We start from the raw sequence: 23,976 nt of genomic DNA on the forward strand, positions 1-23,976 counted from the left end.
CTATCGGGCGCGCATAACGTAGAACGATTGACTTACGCCGTACCGTCCGCCGTCGAGCCAGCCGCGCTTTCATTGCGCTTGTCACTTAGAGGCGCAGCGCCGCCGCCCAGCCAGCACGCGGATCCGAACCCGTCACGAAAGCGGCGCCCTCCCACGCAGCGCGAGCGGAAGGCGCCGCCTCAATCACCGGAGTATCAAATGACCGCAAGCAACGAAAACGTCCGCATGGAGCGCGACACGTTCGGCGAGATCGCCGTGCCCGCCCAGCAGCTTTGGGGCGCGCAAACCCAGCGATCGCTGCAGAACTTCCGCATCTCCACCGAAAAGCAGTCGCCGGAACTGATCACCGCGCTCGCGACGATCAAGCGCGCCGCTGCCGAAGTGAATCTCTCGCTAGGCGTGCTCGACGAGAGCAAGGCGAACGCGATCATGCAGGCCGCCGATGAGATCATCGCAGGCAAGCATCCCGGCGAATTCCCGCTCGCTGTGTGGCAAACGGGCTCCGGCACGCAGACCAACATGAACCTCAACGAGGTGATTGCGAACCGCGCAAGCGAGATTCTGGGCGGCGAGCGCGGCGAGGCGCGCAAGGTGCATCCGAACGACGACGTCAACCGCGGCCAGTCGTCCAACGACGTGTTCCCGACCGCGATGCACGTGGCCGCCGCCTTCGGCATCGTCAAGCATCTGCTGCCTGCGCTGAAGACGCTGCGCGATACGCTCGACGCGAAGGCCAAGGCCTTCGCCGACATCGTGAAGATCGGCCGCACGCACCTGCAGGACGCCACGCCGCTTACGCTCGGCCAGGAGTTCTCGGGCTATGTGGCGCAGCTCGATCACGGCATCAAGCACGTGGAGTCTTCGTTGCCGCATCTCTATGAACTCGCGCAGGGCGGCACGGCCGTCGGCACGGGCCTCAACGCGCATCCGCAGTTCGCGCACAAGGTCGCGCAAAGCATTGCGAAACTCACCGGCGTACCGTTCGTCACCGCGCCCAACAAATTCGAAGTGATGGCCGCCGCCGACGCCCTCGTGTTCGCGCACGGCGCGCTCAAGACCGTGGCCGCGAGCCTCATGAAGATCGCCAACGACATTCGCTGGCTCGCAAGCGGCCCGCGCTGCGGTCTGGGCGAACTGTCGATTCCCGAGAACGAGCCGGGCAGCTCGATCATGCCGGGCAAGGTGAACCCTACGCAGTCGGAAGCGGTGACGATGCTTTGCTGCCAGGTGTTCGGCAACGACGTCGCCGTGAACATGGGCGGCGCGAGCGGCAACTTCGAGCTGAACGTGTTCCGCCCGATGATCGCGCACAACGTGCTGCAGTCCATCCGCATGCTCGCCGACGGCGCACTCAGCTTCAACGATCATTGCGCGGTGGGGATCGAACCGAACCGCTCGCGCATCGACACGCTGCTCAACGAATCGCTCATGCTCGTGACGGCGCTCAATCCGCACATCGGCTACGACAAGGCCGCGCAGATCGCCAAGAAGGCGCACAAGGAAGGCACGACGCTCAAGGCCGCCGCGCTCGCGCTCGGCCACGTGAGCGAGCAGCAGTTCGACGATTGGGTGAAGCCCGGCGAGATGGTCGGCAACGCTGACGCGAAGAAATAAGCCCTGTTTGAAGGGCTAGAATGCAAAACGGGCGGCGAGGTTCACACCTTCGCCGCCCGTTTTTTCATGCTGCCGCAATGGCATGCATGCGTATCAAACCTGCCCTTTCGCCACTTCCTCGGGCTTGAGTTCGACGATCGCGTCGAGCGCTTCCTTCACGTCGAGCGCGTACTTCGCGAGGCGCTTTTGCTCATCCGTTTCCGGCACGTAGGTCGGCACGGGAATCGGGTTGCCGTTCTCGTCGACGGCCACGAACACGATCAGGCAGTCCGTGGTGAGGCGCAGCTGGCCGCTCTTCGGGTCGCCGGCATGCACGGTGATGTGGATGTGCATCGACGTGCGGCCCGTGGCGACCACGCGCGCGCGCAGCTCGACCATGTTGCCGACGAGAATCGGCCGGCGAAAGCGGATGTTGCCCACGCTCACCGTCACGCAATAGCGGCCGGACCAGACCGCGGCGCACGCATAGGCCGTCTCGTCGATCCATTTCATCAGCGCACCGCCGTGCACTTTGCCGCCGAAGTTCACCGAAGTCGGTTCGGCGAGGAACCGGAACGTCGTTTCCGAACGGTCCAGCGGCTGGGTAGGCGTCTTCATCTCGGCTTGGCTCATGGCGAAAAGCCGCGTACGGCGGCTCGTATTGTGGGGTAATGAGGCGTTGATTATACGAGCGCAATAAGACAGACACTCGCAGCCGCCTGCGAAACGCCAATTGCGATTGATTCAGCTCGCCGCAAATCGCGCCCGATAATCGATCGGCAGCACGCCATACGACCTTTCGAATGCGCGCCGCAAATTCTGCTCGGTGCCAAAACCGCAGTCGGCCGCGATGCGCTTGAGCGGCCTGCGCGACTGCGCGAGCGCATGCGCGGCGGCCTCCACGCGCATCGCCGCGACCGTGCGCGCCGGCGTGCGCCCCACCGCCTCGACATAGCGGCGCGCGAAGGTGCGCGGGCTCATGCGCGCTTCTTCGGCCAGGCGCTCGACGTTCAGCTCGCCGTGCAGGTTGGCGGCCATCCAGCCGTGCAGCGCGTCGAATTCGCCGCCCGCGGTGGCTTGCGCCGCAAGCGCCTCGCTGAACTGCGACTGGCCGCCGGGCCGCTTCATGAACACGACCAGGCGGCGCGCCGCCTGCATCGCGACCGCATGGCCGCAGTCCTCCTCGATCAGCGCGAGCGCGAGATCGATGCCCGCCGTCACCCCCGCAGAGGTCCAGACCACGCGGCCGTCGCGCTCGTCGCGTATGAAGATGGGCTCGGGGTCGACTTCGACGCGGGGAAAGCGCCGCGCAAGCTGGGCCGCGTTGCGCCAGTGCGTGGCGGCGCGGCGGCCGTCGAGCAGGCCCGCCGCGGCGAGATAGAACGCGCCCGTGCAGACCGACGCGACCCGGCGCGCGTGCGGCGCGGCCGCCGCGATCCAGGCGACGAGTTCAGGTTGCAGCGCGGTGGTGTCGTCGATGGGGACGCCGGGCACGATCAGCGTGTCGATCGTGGCGGGGTCGAGCGTGTCGAGCCGCTCGGTGACGATGGGCATGCCCGCGAAGGTCGGCAGCACGCCGCCAGCGACCGAGGCGAGCGTTGTGCGGTAGGCGCAAGGTTGCGCACCGGTCGCATCGCTCGAGCCGCTTGCCGTGCGCATCGCCAGCTCGGCGCGCCAGAATGCCTCGACGGGGCCGCAGGCATCGAGCAGCACGAGTTCGGGCGCGACGGCGAACACGACATGGCGTGCGGCGGCATGGGACGACGGTTGAGACGGCATGGCGGCGTGCTCGATGCTGACGATAGGCCAGCATCATCGCATGCGCGTGAATGGCAGTCAGGTCAAAGTGACGTCAAATTCTGCCAGCCCGTTTACTTGTGGAACGTGACGCCCTCGTCGATCGTGCCGTACATCGTGATGCCGCTCGCGCTGTGCGCCGACGGCGTGTAGCCGTCTGCACAGGCGGCGCACAAGGCGGCGAGCGCGGCGGCGGCAAAAAGAGCCAGGAAGCGTTTCATGAAGGGCAAGCCATTTGCGTGAATAAACGATTCTAGCGCGGCGCCACCGCGCGCCGCAGTCCGTACCGCCGCAAGCTGTGCTTTGGCCCCATCGCCGTCGATCGAGCGGCTGCAATCGACACTTCATCGCACACTGAAACGTCGAATGCGCCATTTCGCTACAGTAGCGGTGTGGGTTGCATCAGCCGCCAACGCTAGCCATGAAGGAGCCGCCATGACCCTCCCCGCCACCAACGAATCGAGCCACTTCCCGGGCCTCGCGCGCGTGGCCGCCCTGCTCGCCGACCCCGGCCGCGCCGCCATGCTGTGGGCGCTCATGGACGGCAGCGCGCGGCCCGCGGGCGAACTGACGATGATCGCGGGCCTCTCGCCTTCGGCGGCGAGCGGCCACCTCGCGCGCCTGACCGATGGCGGCCTTCTCGCGCTCGACGTGCGCGGCCGCCACCGCTACTACCGCATCGCCACCCCCGAGATCGCCACGGCGATCGAGGCGCTCATGAACGTCGCGCATGTGTCCAACGCCGTCACCTCGCAGCGCCCGACGCCCCGCCCCGCGCGCACGGTGCCGCTGGAGATGCGCCACGCGCGCACCTGCTACGACCACATGGCAGGCGAAGTGGCCGTGCAGGTGTTCGAGCGCCTCGTCGGCAACGGCCTGCTCTCGCGCGACGGGGACACCCTCGAAGCCACCCCCGAGGGTGCGGCGCGTCTCGCAGCATGGGGCGTGGACGTTGCAGCGCTGCGCGCACGGCGGCGGCGCTTCGCCTGCACCTGTCTCGACTGGAGCGAACGCAGGCCGCACCTGGGCGGCGCGCTCGGCGCGGCGCTGCTCGATTCGTGGACGAATAGCGGCTGGATCGAGCGCACGAGCCGCCCGCGCGTGCTGCGCATCACGCCCAAGGGGCAGCGCGAGTTCGATGCGCTGGTGAGCGCCTGAAGCACCTGTCGCCCGGGCCGAATTAGCTGACAAATACCCGACAAAATCGCCGATTTCGCGCGTAAAAACGGGCGTTTCGCCTGCGGTCACACGTTCTGTTACATCTGGTGCATAAGCCTTAACAAATCCGTGAGCATGGAAACAAGCCCGCCAGATACAGTGCCCTGCATGGGATGGCATTACGCGTAACAGCGCCAACTCCCATGGACAGGAGAACAAAGATGACAACGCGCACACCTACGATCACCCAGTTTCGCCGCACCTCGCGCCGCACGCTGTTCGCGCTTGCCGCGCTCGCGGCCCTGAACCTCGCCGCCGCGCCCGCGATCTTCGCGCAGGAGCCGCCGCCCGACGCCGCGGCCGCCCCTGCCGCCCCTGCCGCGACTGGCGGCGATCCGCCGAGCCGTGTCGCGCGCCTCGACTACATGGCCGGCGCCGTGACAACCGAGCCGGCCGGCGCGAGCGACTGGTCGTACGCGCAGCTCAACCGCCCGCTCACGACCGGCGACCAGCTCTGGAACGACTCCAACGGTCGCTCGGAGATGCACATCGGCTCGACGGCGGTGCGCCTCGGTGCGCAAACGAGCCTCGACGTCCTCAATCTCGACGATCGAACCGCGCAGCTCAAAGTGGCGCAGGGCACGCTCTCGACGCGTGTGCGCGAAGTCCCGCCCGGCACCTCGTATGAAATCGACACGCCGAACCTCGCGCTCGGCGTGACGAGCCCCGGCGACTATCGCGTGGATGTGGCGCCCGACGGCAGCACCACGACCGTCACCGTGCGCAGCGGCAGCGTGACCGTCTACGGCGAAAACGGACAAACGCCGATGACGGCCGGCCAGCAGATCCGCTTCGCCGGCACCGACCTGCAGCAGGTGGCGAGCGACCAGACGCCGCCGCCGGACGCCTTCGACCAGTGGGGACTCGCGCGCGACGCCGCCGAGGACCGCTCGGTCTCGGCACGCTATGTTTCGCGCGACATCCCGGGCTACCAGGACCTCGACAACAACGGCACGTGGCGCAGCGATCCGCAGTACGGCGAAGTCTGGACGCCGAATTCGGTGCCCACGGGCTGGGCGCCGTATCACGACGGCCACTGGGTGTGGCAAGCGCCGTGGGGCTGGACGTGGGTCGATGACGCGCCGTGGGGCTTCGCGCCGTACCACTACGGGCGCTGGGCGTACGTCGACGATTCGTGGGCGTGGGTCCCAGGTCCGATCGTCGAAAGCGCGCCGCCCGTCTATGCGCCGGCACTGGTCGCGTTCGTGGGCGGCGGTGACGGCGGCTCGGACTGGGGCGTCAACCTCGCGGTAGGCGGCGTCGCGGCCGCGGGCGTCGCGTGGTTCGCGCTCGGGCCGGGCGAGCCGTGGCATCCGCACTGGGGCGGCTGGAGCCCGCACTACTACGATCGCGTGAACCAGAACGTCGTCATCAACAATTACCGGCGCGACGTCAACATCACGAATATCAACGTTCACAACAACACCTATGTGAACTATCGCGCGCCGGGCGCGGTGACGGCCGTGCCGGCCACGGCGTTCGTCCACGGTCAGCCGGTCTCGCGCTTCGCGCAGCATGTCGATCCGCGGCAGTGGCGCAATGCGCGTATCAACCCGGGCACGCCCGGCATCGCGCCGGTGCAGGGCAGCTTCGGGCCCAACATGCGCCGCGCCGACTACCGGCCGCCCGCGACACTCAACCAGCGCCAGGTCGTGGCTACGCGCGCGCCGGTCGCACCGCCCGCGTTCCACGACAACCTCGCGCAGCGCTTCGCCCATGCCGGCGGCACAGTGCCGGGCGCGGGCGCGCCCGTGGTGCGCGTCTCGGCGCCGGCACATGCGCCCTCCTCGCCGTTCGCTCCGGCTGCGCACGGCGGGTGGCCTGCGCAGAACGTGCATGTCGTGCCGCCGCATTCGCCGGTGCTCGGCGAAGCAGGCAGGCCGGCTGCGCCGCAGGCGCAAGCGGGCCGTCCGGGCATGCCTGGCGGCGCGCCCCAACCGGGCGCCGCGGCGGCCAACGCCATGCCGCGCGGCCCCGAACATGGCCAGCCGGGCATGCCGGCCGCCGCCGCGCAGGAACATGCCGTGCCGCGCCCGCCGCAATTCGCCGGTCGGCCGGAAGGCGGCGCGCCCGCAGCCGGCCAGCCTGGTCCTGCCGCGATGAATGCGGCGAATGCGGCGCGCGGCGAAGCGCATCAGCCGGCCTGGACGCAACCGCACGCGCCGATGGCCATGCGTGGCCAGCCGGGCGGCAACGAGGCTGGCAGGCCGCCCGCCGTCGCAATGCAGGCGCAGCGTGACACGGCGCGCGGCCAGCCGCAGCCGCAGGCGCAACCACAGCAACGGATGCTCGAGCCGGCTGCGGCACAGCATGGCCCGCAGATGCCGCCGCAAGCCGAGGCGCGGCAGGCGCAGCAGCAGCCGCAGCAGGCGCGAGCCGAGTTCCATCCGCAGGCGCAAGCTCCTCAGCCGCAGCCGCAACAGCGCGCGGAGGTCCGTCCTCAGCCGCAACCGCAACCGCAGCCGCGTGCCGAAGCCCGTCCGCAGCTGCAGCCCCAGCCGCGTCAGGAATTCCATCCGCAGCCGCAGCCGCAACCGCAGCAGCGCGCGGAAGCCCGTCCGCAGCCGCAACCGCAGCCGCGCCAGGAATTCCATCCGCAGCCCCAGCCGCAGCAGCACGCGGAAGCCCGCCCGCAGCCGCAGCCCCAACCGCGTCCGCAACCGCAGCCCGCGCCTCATCCGCAAGAGCGCGCAAGCGGCAACAATCACGACGATCGCCACCACGGCTGATCGCCGCGCCACCAACGAAAAAGCCCGCGAACGTCACCGTTCGCGGGCTTTTTTCATGGCGTGGTTCATACCGCCATTAATTTGAATGCGACCGCCTCACACCGCCATTGGCGCGGTGAGCGGCTCGTGATGCCGGTAGTCGACGAGCGAAAAGTCGGACGGCTCGACCTTTTCGAGCCACTCCGGCTCGTAGACGCCCGTCTTCGCGTACTCCGGCACGCGCTCGGAGATTGCCAGACGCGGGCTCGCGTACGGCTCCCGGCGCAACTGCTCGTTAAGCATGTCGAGCTGGTTCTCGTAAATATGTTTTAGGAACTAAAGCAAAAGTACCAAATAGACGTTCGAGCAACAGTGTTATAGGGGTTTCGGAGCACAAGAAGCGATTGTTTAAGAGAATCAAATTTCTTGTCCTTTTCATCAATTTTCACCTAGCATGGGTTCTGATAGGCAGACCATCGTGGGAAAGCCAACTGTCTACTGGGAAAGTTCAGCCATGGCGAAGAACGACATCCTCGAAGCGCAGCTGGCGATAATAAAAGGGGCTGGTTCCTCTGGCGTATTGATTCAGGCCAATGGGGAGTTTCTGGAACTCACCACACCTCGCAACAGATACCCCATTTATAGCGTCACAGATAGCAGCGGCGCAGTCGTGCGAACTGCACACGAATGGCTCCGTAGTCTCACGTTGACGGAAGGGTTATCGAATACCCTTAGCACCGTCGAACAATATGGTCACATCCTTACCTATCTGGTTCGATGGATTGAGCGAGAAGGTCCGTTTCCCGAACTGAGTGTCGATGAAAACATCACCAGGCTGGAACGCGAACATATTCGCGAATGGCTGCAAGATATGAAGCGAATCGGCGCGTACAGCCACGCGACTCGCCGTTCTCGAGAAGCCTGCATTCGGACCTTTTTAGATTGGCTAACAACGCATGATGCGGGCTTGCTCAGACGACTCGAAGATTCGCCTTACGGTCGCGACAATACACTCCGATATCTCACTGCTACACCCACGCCACAGACTCCGAAGTTCATCCCCGCGGAAGTCGTCATTGAAGTATTGCAGCGCATGCATAACGAGTGCGAGCGCTGTATGTTTCACGCACAGTTTGATACCGGCCTCCGCATATCCGAGCTGATAAACCTTACACAGGGGGACGTACCTGATGCCTCCAGGTACAACACCGCATTCGAGTTCATCCCGATGTGTGCGAGACGAGTAAAAGGAAGAGGTGGCCAAGGGCCCCAAAAGGCCACTCTAATATCGCGGGCAGTTCTGAACCGAGTAAAGCGCTACCACAACAGCCTCGAATACAAGCTTGCCCCAGATTGGGATATTCACGACCCAGACAAGCCCGCTTTTCTGACCGCAAATCAGCTCAAGTGGAGCCCGCGCAACGCGTCGAAACAGTTCAAGAATGCTGTCCGACGAGCGAACGTCGACGTTCTCATGTCGACGCATTGGATGCGCCACGGTACGGCTTTCTCAGTTCTGCGCTCCGACATTGGCAAAACGTACGAGGACCGAATGCTGATTGTCCAACAAATGCTGGGACATGCGCATCTGACCACGACTGAGATTTACACCCAGATTCCGCCCGCGATGCTGCAGCGTCTAACGAAGCAAGGCGAACAGCAGGACAGACTGAAGGAAGCCGAGTTCATTAGAAGTAGCACCTTCCTTGGGGCCCTTCAGCATCGAGAAAAGCGAGGGCATCATGCGTGAGCAACCGGTGAGACTGAACAAGCCTCCTCGCCCCACCCTCACCTCCCCCAACGAGCAAATCCGGTGGATGTTCTATCAGCTCGAAGCGGAATATGAACCGCGAAGTGCCGCTCGCATACGATGGGCTGCGAATAGATATTTGCAGTTCGTGACGGAAACGAACGCCTTTTATCCCGAACTCACGCAGGATAAGCGGTTCTTCCTAAGCAAATATTGGGAGGCCGACGCATTGGTTAGATTCTGCAAGTGGCTTCCCTCGCAAAACCTCAAGAGCAAGACACGTTACAGCCTATACAAATCAGTACGCCAAGTCATGGACATGGCCTACGCCCTTCGGATTATCGACTCAGTCGTCTACCACGCGCCGATGTTCATAGGCACATCCGAGACCAATCAGCGTTCAGCATACCAAGCAGATGAACACGAGATAATCAATGCGTCCATCGCTCGTTGGGTCGGCCTAGCTAACAGCGTGCTCAACGGGTACACGCCAACAGGACTCGGAATTCCGTATCGCCCCAAACGTTTTGAACTTGACTTGGTAATCGACGGCGCTGAATACACGCTATCCGAAGCCTCGAAGCACTTCGGCATCAGATATGAAGCACTTTCTGAACGACTTCGGACAGGCTGGCCGGTCTTGCAGGCGGTCGGACTTGAGCCACGTCCTGCCTACACCGAAAACGTTGAACTCACTGTCGACGGGCTGACCTATCCGTCGATGGCCGCGGCGGCGGCAGCCTATGGGATAAGCGCCAAGACGCTCGGCCCACGGGTTCGCAAAGGCTGGACACCTGAACAATGCGTCGGCCTCGAACCCGTTTACGTGTCCAGAAATGACGAAAGAGCAGTCCTATGGATGTTTGAGAATCAATTCGAATGCGATGCGCGGTATATGTACGAGTATGTCTACAGCCGCGGATGGAATCAAGGCAGCTATGCATGGAGCTTGAAAAAGCTTTCGGCCTTATTCATGAGATGGGGCGTCTGGCCGTATGTCGACGACCGTATCGTCATGCCGCTGGCAGCAGAACTTTGTATGCTGACTGGTCTGAATGTCGAATCGCTCAAAGAACTCGAAGTCGACAGTTATCGCCAGAAGCACCCACTGACAGGCCAACCTGTTCTTATGTACGTTAAACCTCGGTCAGCGAGCAGCACGCGTTCGGCAGAAAAGGAACTGCATCTCCCTTTGCTCGAGATGAATGAGCAATATCTCGAAGCATCGGTCGTTCAGCGGGTTGAAAAAATCATCGGCCTAACTCTCGCTCTGACGGAAAAGATTCGGTCAGACGCTCCGCCAGAAATCGCTCGTAAGCTTTTTATTTTCGAAGACGTTGAGCGCTCCCGACGAGACGGTCAACGCTCCATAGTGGCAATCGACCCAAAAGGGAAAACAGCTGTTTGGTACGAACGATTTTGCACGGAGGAAGGACTGCGTCAACTGCTCGGTCCGAACTTCAATTTCACTCTAGCGCGCTGCCGCCCTACGCTTGCGACCAACATGGTCCTCGCCGGCGCTACCCTCTTCGACATACAAGTGCTCTTGGGACATGCCAGCATCAAGACCACGGCAACGTATCTCGACGAACGCGGCTTACAGCCCGCCTTTAACCGAACGGTCAGTGAAGCGCTCCACAGAATCGCGAGTCGCTCGCGGAGCTTAATGGAAGAGCGTGAGGACGAGGCTGCAGATAGTTCCTTAGACGAGGCAAACGTCTTCCACGAAACACTCTCTGGATGCGGCTGCAGCAATCCCTATAGCCCCAGCAAGAATGTGCGCACTGTCACGAAGCATATCAAAGGCACCGCGTGTAAATACTGGAACATGTGCCTGCGCTGTGACCGCGCCGTTGTGACAGAAAGGTCACTCCCGAAACTCGTATTGTATCGGCAGCGGGTCATGGCGGCTCTTGATACCGATTCTCCGGCGATAAGAAGTCGGAAGGAGCTATTTCGAGACGCAGTTGCCATCATTGACGGAATATTGGTCGAAGATGAAATCTTTCCTGCAGCCGTGATTCGACAAGCTGAATTTCAAGCCGTTACGATGAACGACATGCTAGTCGACCATTTGATTTATCAAGGAGTATAGTCATGACGTCGACAGCAGCGCTCCCCAAAGTAGCTGACATCATTGATGGCCATGCTGTTTTTCACGATGACATGCCTGTGTGGGAAGGCATCTTTGGTGAAGAATGCTGGCCATTCTTCAAGCCAGATTCCCCCTTCTTCCGGGGACATCTAACCAGCAGCATTTCTTGGCGGGATTTTGTTGATGGCCGAGGCCACACACACCCTAACTCCATTGCTCGCAGCAAATATGCGTTTTGTCTTACCCCAGAAATTGTCTACGATTTGAAAATCGTGGCGGTAATCTACGGCCAATTTCCAAAACTAATCAAACATTCACATGCGAGAAAAGATGGTCAATTAGCTCCAATTACAGTAAAAGCTCGCATAGATATTTTGGCAAAAATACTTTCCATCGCAATAATCACGGGAAAGAAAAAATACAATCTCGACATTAAACGCACTTCCGATATCCCATTTTCATTGCTTAAGGAAGTCATTCCCACATATTCAGGCAGGCCACAAGAACTGAAAAGAGCATTGAAATTGCTTTCTGACCCGATGGTACAGAGGAACCTGAGTGCCCCGTTGCAATGGGGGCAACCCGACATCGAACAATCCTCTATAGCGTGGCCGCAGTCTTCTGACATAGTAGGTACCCCTACATTGTTGGACACGCAGTTCCTCTTTCTTTTGACGCACTGCATAGCAGCCATCGCAAAGTTTATGGCAGCAGCCGGCCTGGTTGCACACGACAGCGAATGTCGCGCCTTATCGGAATTGTCAGATTGGTACAAGAAGCCGAAGGCCGCTCGTGCGATTGACGCATACTACAAAAACGGGAGGCTCGACAACCCCACATTTTCAAACAAGTATGGATACTCCAGAAGAGAAATCAGAGAGTTGATTGGGGATGCTCATATCTCGGCGATGGTTCTCGTTCTTTTACTCACGGGCATACGACGTTCGGAAACTCAATTTTTTATGCGCGACTGCCTTGCTGAAGAGTTCGGATATCATTTTTTTCGCTCGAAGGTTGTGAAGCATCGCCCTCGAGATACGCCGATATCCGAAGGGTGGCTAGCAATTGACTTAACGAAAGATGCGTACGATGTTTTGATGTTCGTGACGAAAAAAACGGGGTGTCCGCACCTCTTTTCGGCTCCATGGCGAAAGGAAAAGGACGTTGCAAAGCTACACGCGTATCGCCCGGCCTCTTTGAACCTCATCATCATAAGATGGCTGGAACGGATTGATATCGACGAATTTTTCCTTGGCTGGACATTTTCGGTACATCAGCTACGAGAGACGCTTGTCTCACAATTGGCGAAGCAGCAAGTCGGCCTGCCGTTCATTAGCATGCAGTTGAAGCACTTCAACAGCCGCTTCAACTCGATGCCAAATGCTGTAACCGCAGGTTACGGACAGTACAGAAAGCAACTGATGACGAGCGTCTCAAACCGCCTCGCTCTTGAACGCGAAGCTGCGCTATTCGACGTCTACGGTGAGGACGCAAAGTTCGCCGGTGGCGGCGCAGCTGAGCATAAAGCGCGTATCGACACCTTTTTTTCGGGCACGGGCCTGTATGGCAAAGACCGAGAACGATATATCAAGGAGATGGCTCAGCGCGGAGTCAAACTGATGCCGACCAGTATAGGACATTGCGCAAAGAACTTTCTTGTAGCGACAACTGACGCGCCGCCCCCGTGTTACGGCGACTATCACTGCGACCCTAACTGCACAAGCCACGTTATTACCGCCCGGTCAGCGGAAGTCCTCATCATGCGCAGAGAGTTCGCTCACAATGAGGCTCTCTGTGAGACAAACTCGGACTACAAGGTCATATGGCTCGGTTTGGCAAACGAGTTGGACAAACACATCCGTTCGCTTAGGTAGAGGTCCCTATGAGTAATGGCCGTCCAGCCGAACTCTCGAGACACTTGGAAGCCGCCTCGGAGAAAAATGATAAACTCATCGTCCACGCTTTGGGTGAGCTACAGGACCCGGCTAAGCGCGGAAAGCGCAAGCCGACGGTCGCCGTCATATGCCAGATGACGGGGCTGTCGAGGAATACTGTACGTAGCAGGGCATGGGCACTGGACAAGCTAAAGGCTATCAAGGTGAGCCTGAAGGCCGGAGAGGCGACTCAAGCCACTGCCGAGTTGTCCAGCGAACTCTCTGCCCCCACTCCTCGCATGTTGAGGGAGCGAATCAAGTCCATCCTTGGACAGAATGCCTTGTTGTACGAGGAAATCCTGTCTCTCCGGAGAATCGTTGCAAGCAGGGACGAGACCATCCGGGACCTCAAGGCCGCAAAGATAGCCCCATTCCCCCCACCTCGTGGGCGGGCCACCGAATAATCGGATGTCGATATGAAGCAATACCTCGAACTCCTCGAAGATATCCTGGAGAACGGTGTCGTCAAGGGTGACCGTACCGGCACCGGCACCAGGTCCGTTTTCGGGCGCATGTTCCGCCACAACCTCTCGAAGGGCTTCCCTCTTCTGACGACGAAGAAGCTGCATTTCAAGAGCATCGCCAACGAACTTATCTGGTTCCTGAGCGGTAACACAAATGTGAGCTGGTTGAACGAGAACGGCGTCACCATCTGGAATGAGTGGGCCACTGACGAGAACGAACTCGGCCCGGTCTACGGCAAGCAGTGGACAGCGTGGCCGACCAAGGATGGTCGCACCATCAACCAGATTGACTATGTTGTCGATACGCTGAAGAACAATCCGAACAGCCGACGCATCCTTTTCCACGGCTGGAACCCGGAATACTTGCCGGACGAGAAGGTCAGCCCGCAGGAGAACGCGAAGCAAGGTCGCATGGCGCTTCCGCCGTGCCATTTGCTGTACCAGTTCTATGTCGCGGAAGGCAAGCTCTCCTCGCTGCTGTATATTCGCAGCTCGGACAGCTTCCTCGGCCTGCCCTACAACATCGCGTCACTGGCATTGCTCACGCACATGCTCGCGCAGCAGTGCGACCTGGTACCGCACGAGATTGTGGTCAGCCTCGGCGACCTGCACGCGTACTCCAATCACATGGAGCAGATTCACACGCAGTTGAATCGCGACGTACGTGAGTTGCCTAAGCTCGTCATCAATCGAAAGCCTGATTCGATTTACGACTACCGCTTTGAAGACTTCGAGGTCGTGGGCTACAACCCGCACCCGAACATCTCGGCTCCAATAGCGATTTGAAGTGCTGATTGGTTGCGAGGGGGAACTCCGTCCCCCTCGCCGCCACAGATAGCCCGGCGAAGAACAACCATCGCGCTGGCTACCTCCCCTCTCGCCTCACGGGAGGCTCCTTGTCTCTCAGGGGGCTACCGTCCCCTGCCTCTGTCGAATCCGCCGACTGTCCGGTGTCGGCGTCATTCTCCTTCTGCAGTAACGCCCACCAGCTCCACTGGGTCCACGCCAAGGCCAAAGGCGAGGCGCTGAACATTGTCGAGCGTTATGTTTACAGTGGCCCGCTCAACTTGGCTCACGTATGTGCGATGGAATCCACATCGAGCGCTAAGCGACTCCTGAGAGACTCCTCTCTCCAACCGCAGCCTACGAACGTGCTCGGCCAGTCGGCGCCGGAGATATGGGTCGATGTTTTTGCTTTCAGTCTCGGTCATGCCCGCGAGGTTCGCGCAACATCACCTTTTCGTCTACCTCACAAACATCTACCGTACAAATATCTACCCTCTATACATCTACCTTTTATACATATACTGTCTAAACATCTACCGTGTAAACGTATACAATGCGGGCCGTCGCAGCACTCCGCCAGGCACGCAATGCGTCATCGCATATCAACGGCGGCAGGAATGCCTTTGGCCTGAACCAACACGGGAGATAGTTTTGACGGAAGTTGAATTGGCAGCAGGCAACCCAAACGTTGCTGAACGCAGGTCGAATGTGCGGCCACGAGGGTCGGTGCCCGCCGAACAGAGTGCACTGTTCGCAAAATTCCCATTGCTCTTCCGTGCGGTTGCATCTCAAGAGGTACATCCCTCAAACATCGGCAACTTTGGTATTCAGTGCGGGACGGGCTGGTATCCGCTCATTGAGGAAGCCGCGAGGCTGATTGAGCACGAGCTTCTCGAAATGTCGCGCAACCAACTTGTGCAGTCGAAAAACATTGCAGCGCTCGAGCACGCTGTGCTGATGGAAAACACGGGTAAGCCATACCCCGTGCTTCCGCTTTGCACGGACATCCAACAGGTCAATGGCGCGTTGGCAATTGTGATTGTGCAGGGTTTTCTTGTAGACCCGGTCGTTTGGCAGCGCGTACTTGCCGTCGTACATGCAACCAGGGAGAAGTCGCGCGCGGTTTGCGAGAACTGCGGTGTGCCGGGCAAGATGCGCCCGGTCTATTGGCGCCATGTGTATTGCGAAGACTGCATCGCGCCGATTGGTCCACTCGACGACGAAGACGAGTAAAAGTTGTTTTGCGGGAAATGCACTTAGCTCCACTACACAGAATGCAAAACCTTCGACCGAGCGACGTACCGAATGACTTTCCTCGCAGCAGCACGATAGGTGTCGTTGCGGGTGCACAGCCGAAGATTTGCGCTCGCGAGTCCGATGGCAAATACGTCAGCGCGCAGACGGATGACGAACGTCACGAGCGCTGGGACGTCTGCGAAGACCTTGCGCACCAACTCGTCCCGAAAGCGCGGAATGAGGCCACAGCCCATCCGGAACACGACGCGGAAACCACCCTCGAGCGCATTCGCGTTGCAGTCGCTCGCAAGAATTGGGTTTCGCCCAAAGAACTGGTCTGGCTTATTGCTCGTTTGCGCGCGCTACTGAATTGGTAACTGCCGGCGCGATAAGCGCACCCACACAATCTTCGTCTGCCACAATGCCTTCCTCGCCGTCCGCTCCGAAATCGCCACTTAGCCCCCTCGCAGCGGACCTTCGCGCTCTGGGCCGTCTCATCTATGGGCGCCGAATCGAATGTGGACTCGACTTGCTCGACGCGGCCGAATATAGCGACGTCGACGTAGCGGAACTAAGCCGCATAGAGGACGGGCAATCCTCGGGCACCGAGGCTTTGTTCAATATCCTGCGGGGATTCGGTCTTGAGATGCTTATCATGCGACGCGACGATGCCGGTGACGCGCTCACTGCCGTCGGACATACCGTCAATTGGCAAGAGGTGATGCAAGAGCGTGCGCCGAAGCGCGAGCACTCAGAGCGACGGGCGCCAACGCAGTTGGTACTGGATAACACCACGCCGACGCTGTTCGTTGATTTCGACGGGACACTCCACGTGGGCAACGCTTACATCGACGATGCCGGCGAGATTTCGCTCGACACGGGGCGCCCGCTGCTTGAATTCGCGACGCTGCTTGTCGACTTGCTCGCCCCCTACCCTAAGGTGGAAATCGTGCTCACGACATCGTGGGCGCGTCGCTTGCCAGAGGAGCGCGTCATTGCCTACCTGCCGCCGGAACTGCGACCGCGCGTGGTAGGCACGACCAGCAGCATCAAGCCACGGCGCAGCTACGTCCTGGACGGCACCGAGCGCACCGACGTCATCCGGAGCTATGCGTATGGCAAGCGCCTAAAGCACTGGCTAGCAATCGACGACGCGGTGTTCGGCGCCGAGCAATTCGAGCGCGTACCAGGTGAGCTGGTCAAGCATTTTCTCCTACTCGATTCGTCCAAAGGAATTCGCGATTACAACGCATTGAGACGTATCGCGCGATGGCTGTCAGAGGTTCACCTGGAAACGGAGTAAGCCATGACGCTAGTCGAAGTCGCAGAATATCTATTCGTCAGCCGCGCCCATGTGAAGAAGCTGGTGGAGTCTCGGAGGCTGTATGAGGTCCTGCCGAGAAACTCATGCGACACACTTGATATCGACGTCGCCTCCGTGGAGAAGTACAAAGCAGAGCTAGACGCCGCAAGGCGAGCCTACCTCGACTCCCGAACCGAGGACGACGACCAGATGAAGCAGCGACCACCAAACCGCTAACCGAACGCCGACCAACAGGCTGCCTTCGTGCTTTGCAGCGCAACGCTCAGATGAAGCTCATGACGATGGCACCACCAGTGATGTGGCAACCGGAGAAGAGATGAGTGAATCAGTAGCCGGTTGACTCTTTCGAGACGCCCGGCAACAAGCGGCAAATATGTTCCCGTTATCCGAGTCTTCAGCCTGAACGGGCAACATCTTGCTGGTTGTTGCAGAAGCTTGTCGAAGCAGAAAGAGCAAGACACTAGCCTCAATCCACCGATGCGAATACGGACACCAGACGAGATAGCGGCTGAAATCGGGCAGAATTTGAAGACGCTTCGAATACACAAGAACCTCGACCAAGCCACTGTCGCGGCACGCGCGGGCATCAGCGTTCGCTCGTTGCGCAACCTGGAAAGCGGCGATGGCTCATCACTGCACACGCTTATCTTGGTCCTTCGCGTGCTGGGGCGTGAAACATGGTTCGACACCATTGCGCCGGTGCCGACCATCAATCCAATCATGATGACGCGTAAGGCTGTGCCAAGACAGCGAGCGAGCAAACCGCGGCTGAAAGATGTCGGATAAGCCGCATGGCTTGCTATTCTTCGGCCTTCTCGTCGAGTTGCTGAACTGCGTAAACGCCTCTGGGAATGGGCTATCTAATTGTCGCTCAGCCCAACACTGTACCCCCAACGTCATTTACATCGAACTCGCCGCCTCGCCCGCTCGCCGCAGACTTTCGTGCTCTCGGTCGGCTGATTCGAGACGCGAGCCAACGCGCCGACCTGAGCCTCCTCGATGCAGCCGCCCGGTCCGCTCTCCGCGTCCTTCGACGGACGTTCCGGACGCGCTCATCGTCGTAGTTGCGTGCCTATCAACAACGAGCAAGATATTTCCCCTTGAACGACTTTTTCGTTCCACTGGGCAACTTCTTGCCGGTCGTTGCGTACGGACAAGCGCTCGGGCAACTACTGGACGCAATATGGCTATCGCATTCGATGCGTTACAACGAGAAGTATCCCCATAGCGCACTAGAACACTGCTCGCCTCGCGAGTTCCGGCGCTCAATGGATTCAGCAATCCTTATTGTGACGCTGTGTCCGGGATTGAAGGGTCAACTCCAACCATTTTCAGGGCGGTAATCAAGGGCGCCATCTCTACGCAGACGGCCGCGATTTTTTGTGGCTCGTCGCCACCTTGCGTTCAGAATCGGTCTGCTTTGCTCCTACAGTTTGTACCGGCGCAGTGCGCTCGTGCCGTTCGACACGCTGGGTCGCAAGTCCATCGTACACCCCAGACTCGGACAATTCGGAAGCGATTTCCTTCAACGTCGCAATCACAATCCGAATTGCCGGCGTTATCGACCCCTGGCTTGAACTGGCAAGCGTCACGAAGCGCGTGATGTTGGGCTTGATAATTCTCGCTGCACGCAACCGGCCAGCGCGCACATCGGGCGCGATTGCCCACGGCCCGAGCACTGCATATCCGCGACCACTGGCTGCCACCTCCCTCTGGACAGCAAGTGAGTCTGCCTCCAGTACGGTCCTAAGCTCGATACCAGCGCGACGAGCTTCGTCATCCATCAGATTTCGCAGGCGGTTGGGGCGTCCCGGCAATATTAGTGGCAATCCCTCAAGGCGCCGGAATTCGACAGTTTCCCGCTCCAGCACAGGCGAATCCGGAGCACCTACCAGATAGGTTTCGATTGTCGCGAGCGTCGCAAGCCGCTCCGTGGTCATCGAGCGCTCAGCATGGAAAAGGATAGCGAGGTCCACGCGACCACTGTCCAACCACGTCTCCACCTCCCCCAATTGACTCTCCCGAACGTTCAGACGAATGTCTGGATAAGCTGTATTGATACGCTCACATAGGGTGGTCATCAGCGGATGGGCCGTCGACGGCAAAATGCCGATTCTCACTTCGCCGAATGGTGTGCCCGAAGAGGTCCGAATCTCGTTGAACAGCTGGTCGGTGTCTGCAATCCACGCGCGAATTCTCGGAATAATTCGTTCTCCGAAACCGGTCAGCTTCACACCGCGTCCTGTCCGTTCGAACAGGCGGCCTCCGCATTCGCGCTCAAATTCGGCTATTTGCCTGCTGACATTGGACTGCACAGTCTGCCGGAGCGCGGCAACGCGACTGATGCTGCCTAGCTCAGCCACTTCGATAAAAAGCTTGAAGGCTTCCCGTTCCATCGCTGTCTCCACCTATCTCTCTGGAAGCATATCTGAAATCACACCAATGCGCCTATCGGCATGATTTTTCATTGCATAGACTGCTTGAAAACATGACGGAATTGCTGGTGCCAGCACTACTCGGACGACTGGCCAGCAGAGGAGACAGTCGCTTGCAGACAAGCGCCGAGACGCGATGTACGGCAGGCCGCACCACCATTAATTCGAACGCCGAATACAAGCGCCAGCGTTAGTACCGCACACGCCTTCCTTGTAGGTCGACTCGACCTTCAGGCCGCGAACACCAATCCGAGTTCCCCGTCCCGAGAGCGTTCCCGACGCCCCCGGCGGGCACTGCTGTGCCATACAAATACTCAAGGAGACACCACAGATGAGAACCGACCGGAGCGTGCGCATTGGGCGCAGATTGGCTCCAAGTTATCTCGCAGCCGCATCAATTTCCATTTGGTCAGGGTTCGCTCATGCGCAGCCAGCCTCGGCGGACCCTTCTGCCCCGATTCAACTCTACGGCCTCGTAGGCACATATATCGCACAGTCAAAAGTGAGCGGTGCGCCGCAAGGTAGCGTCGTGCTGGGAGGAGGCGGCCTGACGACGTCGTTCTGGGGACTGCGCGGCAAGGAAGACCTCGGCGGCGGATATGCGGCTATCTTTGTACTGGAAAGCTTTTTCCGTCCGAACACTGGTCAATTGGGACGAAACGCTACGGACGGCCTGTTTTCACGCAATGCCTACGTGGGCTTCACGACCCCGTATGGCATCTTCCGGTTCGGCGAGCAGACGACACACACCTACCTGAATCAGATTCTGCTGAATCCGTTCGGTTCTTCCGTCGTGTTCTCTCCGCTTGTCGTCCAGTCGTACACCGCCGCGTACAACAACACGGTTGTCGGCGACACGGTTTGGGCCAACGTCGCGAGCTACGAGAGCGCGGACTACATGGGTCTCACCGGGACTGTGCAATACGGGTTCAGCGGAACGACAGGCCACCAGGGGCGAGACAACCTCGGCCTGAACCTTAATTATGAGCATGGCCCGCTTCAGATTGCCTTGTCCGCACAAAGGGTACGCTCCGCGGTCAACATGCCCAACGTCCAGCAGTATCTCTACCTCGCGGGCGCCACGTATAACGCCAACTTCGCCAAGTTCTACGCAGCAATGCAAACGACGAACACGACGACGACGGAGGTGGGCTCGCATACGTACGAGGTCGGTCTCTCGATTCCCGCTACGCAGACCTCCGCGGTGCTCGTCGAATGGGCGAGAACGAAGCAATCAGCCCCTAAAGAAAAGGACTCGATTCGAAATACAGCATCGGTCGGCTACGACTATTACCTGTCGAAACGCACTGACGTCTACGCCGTCTATTCCTACGACAAGCTGAGCGGGAAACCCTCCGGAAGCACCTACGGCGTGGGTATGAGACATACCTTCTAGAATCCATCTAGCTCTCTTTTAGAATGCCGGCACGAACCGTGAGATTCGTGCCGGCATTTTTGTATTCGCCACATTCTCCGTTTAGCACCTGCACGCCGACGTTCCAATGCGCCATGCTTGTCGTCGCCCTGATGCAAAAAAACATCGCCGCGCACTGTCAAGGCGCGCGGCGATGTCTCAAGTGCTACTCCTGCCAAGGAAACCACCTTCCATGCCCGAGCACCGAGAAGCGGTTGTCAAGGCGAAATTTCTTCGAGTGAGCGGTTAGTCGTTTCAATCATTGCACGAGACGCCAGTAGCCCAACAATTGTCGTAGCGGCGAACATCAAAAACACCGCGGAAATCCCGTGACCAGACAGGACGAAACCGACGATGGCAGGTGCAGCAGCAGAGGCAACTCTCAGCCACGACGTTGCCAGTCCCGTACCAATTGCCCGCATCCGGGTCGGATAGATTTCCGGCGTGTAGAGATAGAGCATGACCGTCGTCGTTCCCATCACCGCGTAGGCAGACGAACCCAGCAACATCACCGACCATGGACTGCCTTTTGCCAACGTCCCGAGTACGAGGAGCAGTAGCCCGCTAAGCACGAATGTCGCCATCGCCCAGCGCCGTCGACCAACACGGTCGACCAGGAAAGCGCAGAGCAACACTGCGCATGCACTGAGCACGTTAGATAGCGATGCCATGTGCAAGGACTCTTGCAGTGGTAGGTGATACACCGTACGGTACAGGCTCGGCAGCCAGTTGTTGATGCCATTGGCCACGAAGTACGAACTGGCCCACAAGACCCACACAATAAGCGTGCGGCCTCGGTAAACTTCCGAGAACAACTCTCTCCACGACGCTCTTTTCCTCGTCTGGCTCGCATCTCGAATCTTTGAGAGTCGGCGCTCGACTTCCACCCAGTCGCGTTCGACGTCCAGGTTGCGACGCGGCGTGCTGGCCTCAATCTTCTCGATAATGCGTTCCGCTTCGTCGTACCGCCCCTTCGAAATAAGCCATCGAGGTGACTCTGACAGACGGGCGATGAATAGCGTAACGAGAATCCCGGGAATCGCGCCAACCAGAAACATACATTCCCAGCCGTAACGCGGGACTACGAATGCGCCAACCTGGGCTGCGCCAAGCAGCCCCAACGGGAAAATCAGTTCGTAGATGAGGAAGAAGCGGCCTCGACCGTGCGCCTGGCTCAGTTCGCTAATATATGCGGCCGCGACAGGCACCTCGCCGCCAACGCCTATACCTTGAAGGAAGCGCGCCAGAAAGAGGAGCTGAAAGTTCCCCGCAAATGCACACGCAACGCCCATGATGGACATCACACCTACCGTCGTGGTCGCGCTAGGCACTCGGCCAAACCGCTCAGCTATCCAGCCAAAGGTCAGCGCTCCGACAAACTGCCCAAGATACCCGGCAGCGATGAGCACGCCTATCTGCATAGGCGAGAGATGCCATAGTCCGACCAGCACCGGCAGAGCGAAGGCGAGAGAAAGTGCGTCGAACGCATCGAAAAATGTGGCACTACCCATGATGATTCGGGCCTTTGTGTGCCACCGGCTAAATGGAACGTTCTCGATGCGGAAAAGCAACTGTGCAGCGCGCGCTACAGGTTCAGACTTGTTACATGCCATATGGTCGGAGCCGACCACGGCGCCTGCCAGAATCTTGCCCATTTTGTCTCCATCCAATCCACCGACTGCGGACTCTAATCCGGCCCACTTATATATCGTTTGTCATGGCCCCCTCGGTATTGCAATCGCGCACTGTGCTTCGTCGACAGGCCCTTCATATGACCGTTGTATGGGTGCTGTCATGTGAGAGAACAGGCTAAGCACTACGCGTCGCACGATGGGCCGAGTCCACGGAGACCTCGGCCCATACTACTGGCAGCTCACGTACTTTCGCACGTGATGGCCCGGTATCGCCAGTTAGTCAACGAGACCGGCCGACCGCAATGCTTGTGCGATTTCGACATCAGCTCCTTCTTGCAGCGGCAGCAGAGGCGAGCGAACCGTTGCGTGCTCGAGGATGCCGCGTGCGACCAGACCATGCTTGAGAGCGACGGTGCCTTCCATATGCGAGCCACGGTGATACACCGAACGCGTGACGGGGAGCAGACGGTCGTGGATAGCGCGCGCTGCCTTGTAGTCCTTCGCCTTACCGGCCTTGATGAACTCGATGAGCGGCTCCGGTGCCAGACCACCGTAACCGACCAGAGCGCCGTCGACATCGAACATCGTGTGCAGCAAATATTCGTCGTGGCACGTCAGGATTTGTAGTTCGGGGCGTTCGCGGCGGATGACGGGGATTTCCGTGTCCCAGCGGCGCATGTTGCGTACGCCGTTCTTCATCGCGAACACGCCCGGCTGCGCGGCAATCTCAAGCTGGGTTTCGAGGTTGTACGTTGCCTTCGTCACGTCCGGGTACTGGAAGAGAATCAGCGGCAGACCGCTCTCTTCGTGAATGGTGCGATAGCGGTCCTGCGGCGCTCCCTTCTGATAGCCGAAGCGCAGCCAGCCGTGGGACGGATACACCAGGCCCGCCGACGCACCGGCCTCGACTGCGCGCTTCGCTTCGAGTGCTGCCACTTGCGTGCCTTCGAGGGTGATGCCGGCGATGACCGGAATCTTGTTGTCGACTGACTTGACGAAGGCCTCGATGACCTTCTGCTGTTCGTCTGGCGTCATGAACGTACCTTCGCCGGCGTGACCCAGAACGGTAAGGCCTTTGACGCCTTCGATGCCCCCGAGCCACGAACCCAGACGCTGGATAGCTGCATAGTCCACGGCGCCGTCGCGGGTGAAGGGAGTAACGGGAGCGGGAACCAGGCCCTTGAGGTCGATGCTTTTCATGCTGTCTCCGAAGGTGCAAAGCAGTTACGTATCTGGATGTCTCCCTGTCCGGGACACATGCCACTGTCAACTCGCCGTGGGGCCTGGCTATCTAGCCTGCGCGTCACGCAGCGGGTATGGAGACCAGTGTAGGCATCGACGCAATATCGAGAAAGGCATGGAACTGCATTTCAGTTATCTCTCAATTGAGATGGCCAATGCGCAGATTCCCCCAATGCATATCATCTGGCAAGCGTCGACAGCCAGTGGCTCAAGAAGGGGCAAGTTGGCGTGGTTGGCTTCTCTTTCTCACGTGTCGTTAGCGGGGTTTTGCTTACAGCGTATGTCCCGTGCGTGCACTTATCTCACAGGTCTCGGGGAGGGAGCCCAGCCTCCTGCTACGCCGTAA

At 59.8% G+C, this 23,976-nt stretch carries 20 protein-coding genes and 1 pseudogene; 13 read left to right on the forward strand and 8 right to left on the reverse strand.

The window, feature by feature from the left end:
- The first annotated feature begins 198 nt into the window (after positions 1-198).
- Entirely contained in the window at positions 199-1,614 is a 1,416-nt protein-coding gene (gene fumC / locus VSR72_RS08895) for a class II fumarate hydratase (RefSeq protein WP_342951998.1), read from the forward strand.
- A 93-nt stretch (positions 1,615-1,707) separates the two neighbouring features.
- Here the strand turns inward: fumC and VSR72_RS08900 are convergent, their stop codons facing one another.
- The 3 genes from VSR72_RS08900 to VSR72_RS08910 form a co-directional block, all read right to left on the reverse strand.
- On the reverse strand, positions 1,708-2,211 hold the full coding sequence (locus tag VSR72_RS08900) for an acyl-CoA thioesterase (protein ID WP_069262939.1): 504 nt from the start codon (positions 2,209-2,211) through the stop codon (positions 1,708-1,710).
- A gap of 126 nt (positions 2,212-2,337) precedes the next feature.
- A complete protein-coding gene (locus tag VSR72_RS08905; RefSeq protein ID WP_342951999.1) occupies positions 2,338-3,372 on the reverse strand; it encodes a helix-turn-helix domain-containing protein in 1,035 nt (344 codons plus the stop codon).
- Positions 3,373-3,464: 92 nt separating this feature from the next.
- Positions 3,465-3,611, reverse strand: a complete 147-nt coding sequence (locus tag VSR72_RS08910) for a hypothetical protein (RefSeq protein ID WP_342952000.1) — start codon at positions 3,609-3,611, stop codon at positions 3,465-3,467.
- Between the two features lie 214 nt (positions 3,612-3,825).
- On the opposite strand from VSR72_RS08910, the gene VSR72_RS08915 reads away from it, so the two are divergent.
- On the forward strand, positions 3,826-4,548 hold the full coding sequence (locus VSR72_RS08915; protein ID WP_342952001.1) for a helix-turn-helix transcriptional regulator: 723 nt from the start codon (positions 3,826-3,828) through the stop codon (positions 4,546-4,548).
- A 221-nt stretch (positions 4,549-4,769) separates the two neighbouring features.
- Positions 4,770-7,337 (forward strand): DUF6600 domain-containing protein, encoded by a 2,568-nt coding sequence (locus VSR72_RS08920; RefSeq protein ID WP_342952002.1) that lies wholly within the window; start codon positions 4,770-4,772, stop codon positions 7,335-7,337.
- A gap of 96 nt (positions 7,338-7,433) precedes the next feature.
- Here VSR72_RS08920 and VSR72_RS08925 read toward each other — a convergent pair.
- Positions 7,434-7,643: pseudogene (locus VSR72_RS08925) on the reverse strand (thymidylate synthase); the annotation flags it as partial.
- Positions 7,644-7,830: 187 nt separating this feature from the next.
- Here VSR72_RS08925 and VSR72_RS08930 point away from each other — a divergent pair.
- From VSR72_RS08930 to VSR72_RS08950, 5 genes are all read left to right on the forward strand, one after another.
- The gene (locus VSR72_RS08930; RefSeq protein WP_342952003.1) at positions 7,831-9,066 is read left to right on the forward strand and encodes a tyrosine-type recombinase/integrase; all 1,236 of its coding nucleotides are present in this window, start codon (positions 7,831-7,833) and stop codon (positions 9,064-9,066) included.
- Between the two features lie 67 nt (positions 9,067-9,133).
- Complete coding sequence (locus tag VSR72_RS08935) at positions 9,134-11,161, forward strand: hypothetical protein (protein ID WP_342952004.1); 2,028 nt, start codon at positions 9,134-9,136, stop codon at positions 11,159-11,161.
- Positions 11,162-11,163: 2 nt separating this feature from the next.
- Complete coding sequence (locus VSR72_RS08940; RefSeq protein WP_342952005.1) at positions 11,164-13,035, forward strand: hypothetical protein; 1,872 nt, start codon at positions 11,164-11,166, stop codon at positions 13,033-13,035.
- A gap of 44 nt (positions 13,036-13,079) precedes the next feature.
- Entirely contained in the window at positions 13,080-13,499 is a 420-nt protein-coding gene (locus tag VSR72_RS08945) for a hypothetical protein (RefSeq protein ID WP_342952006.1), read from the forward strand.
- 12 nt (positions 13,500-13,511) lie between these two features.
- Positions 13,512-14,345 carry a thymidylate synthase gene (locus VSR72_RS08950; protein ID WP_342952007.1) on the forward strand — a complete coding sequence of 278 codons (834 nt, stop codon included), beginning with the start codon at positions 13,512-13,514 and terminating at the stop codon, positions 14,343-14,345.
- A gap of 173 nt (positions 14,346-14,518) precedes the next feature.
- Here VSR72_RS08950 and VSR72_RS08955 read toward each other — a convergent pair whose 3' ends face one another.
- Positions 14,519-14,770 (reverse strand): helix-turn-helix transcriptional regulator, encoded by a 252-nt coding sequence (locus VSR72_RS08955; protein ID WP_342952008.1) that lies wholly within the window; start codon positions 14,768-14,770, stop codon positions 14,519-14,521.
- Between the two features lie 226 nt (positions 14,771-14,996).
- Here VSR72_RS08955 and VSR72_RS08960 point away from each other — a divergent pair, with 226 nt between their 5' ends.
- The 4 genes from VSR72_RS08960 to VSR72_RS08975 all read left to right on the forward strand — a co-directional run bounded on the left by VSR72_RS08960 (position 14,997) and on the right by VSR72_RS08975 (position 17,691).
- Positions 14,997-15,578 (forward strand): hypothetical protein, encoded by a 582-nt coding sequence (locus VSR72_RS08960; protein WP_342952009.1) that lies wholly within the window; start codon positions 14,997-14,999, stop codon positions 15,576-15,578.
- A 532-nt stretch (positions 15,579-16,110) separates the two neighbouring features.
- Positions 16,111-16,884, forward strand: coding sequence for an HAD domain-containing protein (locus tag VSR72_RS08965; RefSeq protein ID WP_342952010.1), 774 nt, complete (start codon positions 16,111-16,113; stop codon positions 16,882-16,884).
- A gap of 3 nt (positions 16,885-16,887) precedes the next feature.
- Positions 16,888-17,121, forward strand: a complete 234-nt coding sequence (locus VSR72_RS08970; RefSeq protein WP_342952011.1) for a hypothetical protein — start codon at positions 16,888-16,890, stop codon at positions 17,119-17,121.
- Positions 17,122-17,340: 219 nt separating this feature from the next.
- Complete coding sequence (locus tag VSR72_RS08975) at positions 17,341-17,691, forward strand: helix-turn-helix transcriptional regulator (protein ID WP_342952012.1); 351 nt, start codon at positions 17,341-17,343, stop codon at positions 17,689-17,691.
- A gap of 572 nt (positions 17,692-18,263) precedes the next feature.
- Here the strand turns inward: VSR72_RS08975 and VSR72_RS08980 are convergent.
- Positions 18,264-19,301, reverse strand: a complete 1,038-nt coding sequence (locus VSR72_RS08980; protein ID WP_342952013.1) for a LysR family transcriptional regulator — start codon at positions 19,299-19,301, stop codon at positions 18,264-18,266.
- A 370-nt stretch (positions 19,302-19,671) separates the two neighbouring features.
- On the opposite strand from VSR72_RS08980, the gene VSR72_RS08985 reads away from it, so the two are divergent.
- On the forward strand, positions 19,672-20,736 hold the full coding sequence (locus tag VSR72_RS08985; RefSeq protein ID WP_342952014.1) for a porin: 1,065 nt from the start codon (positions 19,672-19,674) through the stop codon (positions 20,734-20,736).
- 236 nt (positions 20,737-20,972) lie between these two features.
- Here the strand turns inward: VSR72_RS08985 and VSR72_RS08990 are convergent, their stop codons facing one another.
- Together VSR72_RS08990 and VSR72_RS08995 are read right to left on the reverse strand one after the other, a co-directional pair.
- The gene (locus VSR72_RS08990; RefSeq protein ID WP_342952015.1) at positions 20,973-22,409 is read right to left on the reverse strand and encodes an MFS transporter; all 1,437 of its coding nucleotides are present in this window, start codon (positions 22,407-22,409) and stop codon (positions 20,973-20,975) included.
- A 255-nt stretch (positions 22,410-22,664) separates the two neighbouring features.
- Positions 22,665-23,588, reverse strand: coding sequence for a dihydrodipicolinate synthase family protein (locus tag VSR72_RS08995; RefSeq protein ID WP_342952016.1), 924 nt, complete (start codon positions 23,586-23,588; stop codon positions 22,665-22,667).
- Positions 23,589-23,976: the final 388 nt, after the last annotated feature.

The sequence above is a fragment of the Paraburkholderia sp. JHI869 genome (assembly GCF_038900775.1).
GTDB lineage: Bacteria > Pseudomonadota > Gammaproteobacteria > Burkholderiales > Burkholderiaceae > Paraburkholderia.

Excerpts from the sequence above, each read along its gene's own strand:
- fumC (WP_342951998.1), top strand. The coding sequence starts at position 199 with ATGACCGCAAGCAACGAAAACGTCCGCATGGAGCGCGACACGTTCGGC.
- VSR72_RS08900 (WP_069262939.1), bottom strand. The coding sequence starts at position 2,211 with ATGAAGACGCCTACCCAGCCGCTGGACCGTTCGGAAACGACGTTCCGG.
- VSR72_RS08905 (WP_342951999.1), bottom strand. The coding sequence starts at position 3,372 with ATGCCGTCTCAACCGTCGTCCCATGCCGCCGCACGCCATGTCGTGTTC.
- VSR72_RS08910 (WP_342952000.1), bottom strand. The coding sequence starts at position 3,611 with ATGAAACGCTTCCTGGCTCTTTTTGCCGCCGCCGCGCTCGCCGCCTTG.
- VSR72_RS08915 (WP_342952001.1), top strand. The coding sequence starts at position 3,826 with ATGACCCTCCCCGCCACCAACGAATCGAGCCACTTCCCGGGCCTCGCG.
- VSR72_RS08920 (WP_342952002.1), top strand. The coding sequence starts at position 4,770 with ATGACAACGCGCACACCTACGATCACCCAGTTTCGCCGCACCTCGCGC.
- VSR72_RS08930 (WP_342952003.1), top strand. The coding sequence starts at position 7,831 with ATGGCGAAGAACGACATCCTCGAAGCGCAGCTGGCGATAATAAAAGGG.
- VSR72_RS08935 (WP_342952004.1), top strand. The coding sequence starts at position 9,134 with ATGTTCTATCAGCTCGAAGCGGAATATGAACCGCGAAGTGCCGCTCGC.
- VSR72_RS08940 (WP_342952005.1), top strand. The coding sequence starts at position 11,164 with ATGACGTCGACAGCAGCGCTCCCCAAAGTAGCTGACATCATTGATGGC.
- VSR72_RS08950 (WP_342952007.1), top strand. The coding sequence starts at position 13,512 with ATGAAGCAATACCTCGAACTCCTCGAAGATATCCTGGAGAACGGTGTC.
- VSR72_RS08955 (WP_342952008.1), bottom strand. The coding sequence starts at position 14,770 with ATGACCGAGACTGAAAGCAAAAACATCGACCCATATCTCCGGCGCCGA.
- VSR72_RS08970 (WP_342952011.1), top strand. The coding sequence starts at position 16,888 with ATGACGCTAGTCGAAGTCGCAGAATATCTATTCGTCAGCCGCGCCCAT.
- VSR72_RS08980 (WP_342952013.1), bottom strand. The coding sequence starts at position 19,301 with ATGGAACGGGAAGCCTTCAAGCTTTTTATCGAAGTGGCTGAGCTAGGC.
- VSR72_RS08985 (WP_342952014.1), top strand. The coding sequence starts at position 19,672 with ATGAGAACCGACCGGAGCGTGCGCATTGGGCGCAGATTGGCTCCAAGT.
- VSR72_RS08990 (WP_342952015.1), bottom strand. The coding sequence starts at position 22,409 with ATGGGCAAGATTCTGGCAGGCGCCGTGGTCGGCTCCGACCATATGGCA.
- VSR72_RS08995 (WP_342952016.1), bottom strand. The coding sequence starts at position 23,588 with ATGAAAAGCATCGACCTCAAGGGCCTGGTTCCCGCTCCCGTTACTCCC.